We start from the raw sequence: 273 nt of genomic DNA on the forward strand, positions 1-273 counted from the left end.
ACCGGCACCCTGACCGACACGGCCTCCGCGACCAGCAGCACCCCGCAGGACCCGAACACCGGCAACAACACGGCCACCGCCACCACTTCGGTGAACAACGCCCGCGGCTGCACGATCGTCGGCACCTCCGGCACCGACACCCTCACCGGCGGCTTCGGCAACGACGTGATCTGTGCGTTGAGCGGCAACGACACCGTCCGCGCCGGCTACGGCAACGACACCGTCCTGGGCGGGCCGGGCAACGACAACCTCGACGGCGGCTTCGGCGACGAC

1 protein-coding gene is annotated in these 273 nt (G+C 70.7%); it reads left to right on the forward strand.

Features of this window, described 5'->3' with window-relative positions; all coding sequences use genetic code 11:
* A partial coding sequence (locus IF43_RS37625) for a hypothetical protein (protein WP_037891783.1) occupies positions 1 to 273 on the forward strand: 273 nt, incomplete at both ends.

This window comes from Streptomyces sp. NRRL S-87 (assembly GCF_000719335.1).
Classification (GTDB): domain Bacteria; phylum Actinomycetota; class Actinomycetes; order Streptomycetales; family Streptomycetaceae; genus Streptomyces.